The organism is Kitasatospora sp. NPDC056651 (assembly GCF_042792155.1).
Taxonomy (GTDB): Bacteria; Actinomycetota; Actinomycetes; order Streptomycetales; family Streptomycetaceae; genus Kitasatospora.
On the sequence record NZ_JBHTWX010000210.1, the window covers coordinates 1 to 4421 of the forward strand.

The following is a 4421-nucleotide window of genomic DNA, read 5'->3' on the forward strand; positions in this document are numbered from 1 at the left end:
GGGCGCGGGCGGATCGACGCGCCCGCGCCGCACGGCGGTCATGAGCCCGTGGGCCGGTCCGGTTCCGAGCGGTCCGGCCCACGGGCGGCTTCAAGGGAGCCACTCCCCCGGCGGGCTACTCCCCCAGCGCGGCGCGCGCGTCCACGAAGGCCGCCACGGCGCGCTCGACGTCCTCGGTGGAGTGCGCCGCGGACAGCTGCACCCGGATCCGGGCCTGGCCGTGCGGCACCACCGGGTAGGAGAAGCCGATCACGTACACACCGCGCTCCAGCAGCAGCTCGGCGAGCCGGCCGGCCTTGGCCGCGTCACCGATCATCACCGGGGCGATCGGGTGGTCGCCGGGCAGGATCTCGAACCCGGCCTCGGTCATCTTCGTGCGGAACAGCGCGGTGTTGGCCGCCAGCCGCTCGCGCAGCTCGTTGGACTTCTCGACCAGGTCGAGCACCTTGAGCGAGGCGGCCGCGATCACCGGGGCCAGCGAGTTGGAGAACAGGTACGGGCGGGAGCGCTGGCGCAGCAGGGCGACGATCTCCCGGCGGGCGGCGACGTAGCCGCCGGAGGCGCCGCCGAGGGCCTTGCCGAGGGTGCCGGTGATGATGTCCACCCGGTCCATCACGCCGTGCAGTTCGGGGGTGCCGCGGCCGCCCGCGCCGACGAAGCCGACGGCGTGCGAGTCGTCCACCATGACCATGGCGTCGTAGCGGTCGGCGAGGTCGCAGATCTCGCGCAGCGGGGCGACGTAGCCGTCCATCGAGAAGACGCCGTCGGTGACGATCAGGCGGCGGCGGGCGTCCTGGGTGTCCTGGAGCTGCTTCTCCAGGTCGGCCAGGTCGCGGTTGGCGTAGCGGTGGCGGCGGGCCTTGCTGAGCCGGATGCCGTCGATGATGCTGGCGTGGTTGAGCGCGTCGGAGATGACGGCGTCGCGGTCGTCCAGCAGGGTCTCGAAGACGCCGCCGTTGGCGTCGAAGCAGGAGGAGTAGAGGATCGTGTCCTCCTGGCCGAGGAAGGCCGAGAGGCGGTCCTCCAGCTCCTTGTGGACGTCCTGGGTGCCGCAGATGAAGCGGACCGAGGCCATCCCGTAGCCCCAGCGGTCCAGGGCGTCCTTGGCGGCGGCGAGCACCTCGGGGTGGTCGGCCAGGCCGAGGTAGTTGTTGGCGCAGAAGTTCAGCACCTCGCCGGGGCGGCCGCCCGCGGTGACGGTGACCGCGGCGCTCTGCGGGCTGCCGATCACCCGCTCGGGCTTGAACAGGCCGGCCTCGCGGATCTCGTCGAGGGTGGTGGCGATGTCGGCGCGCACGTTGTCGAACACGGGCAGACTCCTTCAGTCGGCGAGGGACTCAGACGGTCCAGTCGAGGATGATCTTGCCGCAGTTGCCGCTCGCGGCGTCGTCGAAGGCGGCTTCGAAGTCGGTGGCGGGGTAGCGGCCTGTGATCACCGGGCTGAGGTCCAGGCCGCCCTCCAGCAGCACGGACATCGCGTACCAGGTCTCGAACATCTCGCGGCCGTAGATGCCCTTGATGGTGATCATCGAGGTGACGATCGAGGCCCAGTCGACCGGGAACTGCTCGGCGGGCAGGCCGAGCATGGCGATCTTCCCGCCGTGGGTCATGTTGGCGATCATCGACTGCATCGCCTCGGGGCGGCCGGACATCTCCAGGCCGACGTCGAAGCCCTCGCGCAGGCCCAGCTTCCGCTGGCCGTCCTCGATGGTGTGCTCGGACACGTCGAGCGCCAGCGTCACGCCGACCTCGCGGGCCAGGTCGAGGCGGTACGGGGAGACGTCGGTGATCATCACGTTGCGGGCGCCGGCGTGCTTGGCGACGGCGGCGGCCATGATGCCGATCGGGCCGGCGCCGGTGACCAGCACGTCCTCGCCGACCAGCGGGAAGGACAGCGCGGTGTGCACGGCGTTGCCGAACGGGTCGAAGATCGCGGCCACGTCCAGGTCGACCGGCACCCGGTGCACCCAGACGTTGGAGGCGGGCAGCGCCACGTACTCGGCGAACGCGCCGTCGCGGTTGACGCCCAGGCCGACGGTGTTGCGGCACAGGTGGCGGCGGCCGGCCAGGCAGTTGCGGCACTTGCCGCAGACCAGGTGGCCCTCGCCGCTGACCAGGTCGCCGACCGCGATGTCCGCGACGCCGGCGCCGGTCTCGGCGACCTCGCCGACGAACTCGTGGCCGATCGTCATCGGGGTCCTGATGGTCTGCTGGGCCCAGCCGTCCCACTTGCGGATGTGCAGGTCGGTGCCGCAGATGCCGGTCCGCAGCACCTTGATCAGCACCTCGCCGGGGCCGATCTCGGGCTTCGGGACATCGACCATCCAGAGGCCGGGCTCGGCCTTCTGCTTGACGAGTGCCTTCACGGGCGGCGGCTCCTGACGTGCGGGTGGACGGCCTTCGGGGGTCGGGCAGGCCGAGGTGGCCCGGTGCGGCCGTTCCTGACGGGCACACTCCGGGCAGGCAGAAATCTGCCTGGTCGGGGCGGGTGCGGTCCATCGAGGAATTCTTAAGGGCGGCCACAGCTGGGCTGAACGATCGTGCCCGAGCAGCGGCCGGGGGCGGGTACGGCGTGCCGGTGCTCACCCGTCCGGCGGAGCGCCAGGCCGGAGGGGGCACCGGCGGCGGGCCGCCAGCCGGACGCGGCACTCGGCTGACGGCGCGCCCGTTCGGGCCAGCCGGGCCGCGACCCGCGCGCGGCCGCACGGCGGCGGTGCTTACGGTGGCGACGCTCCCCAGCGGCCCCGTGGAGCAGCGCTCCGGCCCGCCGAGCAGCGCGCTCCGGGGCCCTTCGCCAAGGGGCCGACCGCCCCAGAGAGGCGCCCGCACCGATGACCGAAACCCGACGGCCGCGCCCGGCCGCTCCCCGCGCCCTCCACGCGTCCCGCGCGACCCGCGCCGTCCGCGTTCCCCGCTCCGTACGGGCGGCCTCCGCCGCCCTCGCGCTGGCCGGTCTGCTCGCCGTCTCCGGCTGTTCCGGGGACGCCAAGCCCGCGCGGCAGCAGGCCGATCCGGGGCTGACCGCCGAACCGGCCGCGCTCAGCCCGTCCCCCGGCGCCGGCGGCAGCCCCTCCGGCGGGGTGGTGGCGCTCACCCCCGACGTCACCGCCAAGCTGGACGCCTCGATCAAACAGGTGATGGGGCAGGCCTCCATCCCCGGGGTGATCGTCGGCTACACCACCCCCGGCGGCAGCTACCAGCGGAACTTCGGCGTCGCCGACAAGGACGCCGGAACACCCATGTCGGCCGACCTGTACACCCGGGTCGGCAGTGTCACCAAGACCTTCACCGCCACCGCCGTGCTGCTCCTGGCCGACCAGGGCAAGCTCAGCCTGGACGACCCGGTCTCCAAGTACGTCCCCAACGTGCCCGGCGGTGACGGGATCACCCTGCGCCAGCTCGGCCAGATGCGCAGCGGCCTGTACAACTACAGCAACGACCCGGACTTCCAGCACGACTTCCTCAGCGACCCCAACCACCCGTTCACACCGGACCAGTTGCTCGCGTACGCCTTCAAGCACCCGGCCGACTTCGCGCCGGGCAGCAGGTTCGAGTACTCCAACACCAACTACATCCTGCTCGGCCAGGTGGTCGAGAAGGTCGGCGGGCAGCCGCTCGGCGACTACCTGAAGGCGCAGGTCTTCGGCCCGGCCGGGCTCACCGACACGACCTTCCCGACCGACGCGACCTTCCCCGACCCGCACGCCCACGGCTACACCGACCAGACGCTGAACGGCCAGCTCACCGACGCCACCACCTGGAACCCGTCCTGGGGCTGGGCGGCCGGCGCGGTGATCTCCAACCTGGCGGACCTCCAGACCTGGTCGAAGGTGCTGGCCACCGGCACGCCGCTGCTCAAGCCGGCCACCCAGGCGGACCGGCTCAAGGGGCAGGACACCGGCACCCCCGACCTCAGTTACGGCTTCGGGGTGTTCACCACCCACGGGTGGGTCGGGCACAACGGCTCGCTGCCCGGGTACGAGACCGTCGTGGTGTACCTTCCGGCGGCGCAGGCCTCGCTGGTGATCATCCTCAACACCGATGTGACGTACCAGGGTTCGGAGCCCTCGACGCTGCTGGCGACGGCGATCACGCAGATCGTCTCGCCGGACAACGTCTACACGCTGCCGACCGGGGCCGCCTCGGGCTCGCCCTACGCATCGCCGTCCCCGTCGCCCTCGCCGTACCAGTCACCCTCGCCGTCCTCGTACCAGTCGGCCACGCCCTACCCCACGGCCACCACGACGCCCGCCCCCGGCTCGGGCGCCACCCTGCACCTGTCCTGAACCGCACGAGTGAACCGCGGGGGGGGGCCCCAACCCGCCGGGTCGGGGCCCCCGCGCCGCCGCACATACCCCCCACCCCCCCCCGGGGGCGTATAAACAACAGACGCGGCCGCCGCGTTAGGGGGTGTATTTATC

General features: G+C 72.4%; 3 protein-coding genes. 1 reads left to right on the forward strand and 2 read right to left on the reverse strand.

Features of this window, described 5'->3' with window-relative positions:
• Nucleotides 1–115: 115 nt before the first annotated feature.
• Both ACFRAR_RS38260 and tdh read right to left on the reverse strand, forming a co-directional pair.
• Nucleotides 116–1309, reverse strand: a complete 1194-nt coding sequence (locus ACFRAR_RS38260) for a glycine C-acetyltransferase (RefSeq protein WP_380704996.1) — start codon at nt 1307–1309, stop codon at nt 116–118.
• A 28-nt stretch (nt 1310–1337) separates the two neighbouring features.
• Nucleotides 1338–2366, reverse strand: a complete 1029-nt coding sequence (gene tdh / locus ACFRAR_RS38265) for an L-threonine 3-dehydrogenase (protein ID WP_380704998.1) — start codon at nt 2364–2366, stop codon at nt 1338–1340.
• Nucleotides 2367–2831: 465 nt separating this feature from the next.
• On the opposite strand from tdh, the gene ACFRAR_RS38270 reads away from it, so the two are divergent.
• Nucleotides 2832–4286 (forward strand): serine hydrolase domain-containing protein, encoded by a 1455-nt coding sequence (locus ACFRAR_RS38270; protein ID WP_380705000.1) that lies wholly within the window; start codon nt 2832–2834, stop codon nt 4284–4286.
• The last annotated feature ends 135 nt before the right edge of the window (nt 4287–4421 follow it).

Coding starts and splice junctions, on each gene's coding strand:
- ACFRAR_RS38270 (WP_380705000.1), top strand. CDS start 2,832: ATGACCGAAACCCGACGGCCGCGCCCGGCCGCTCCCCGCGCCCTCCAC.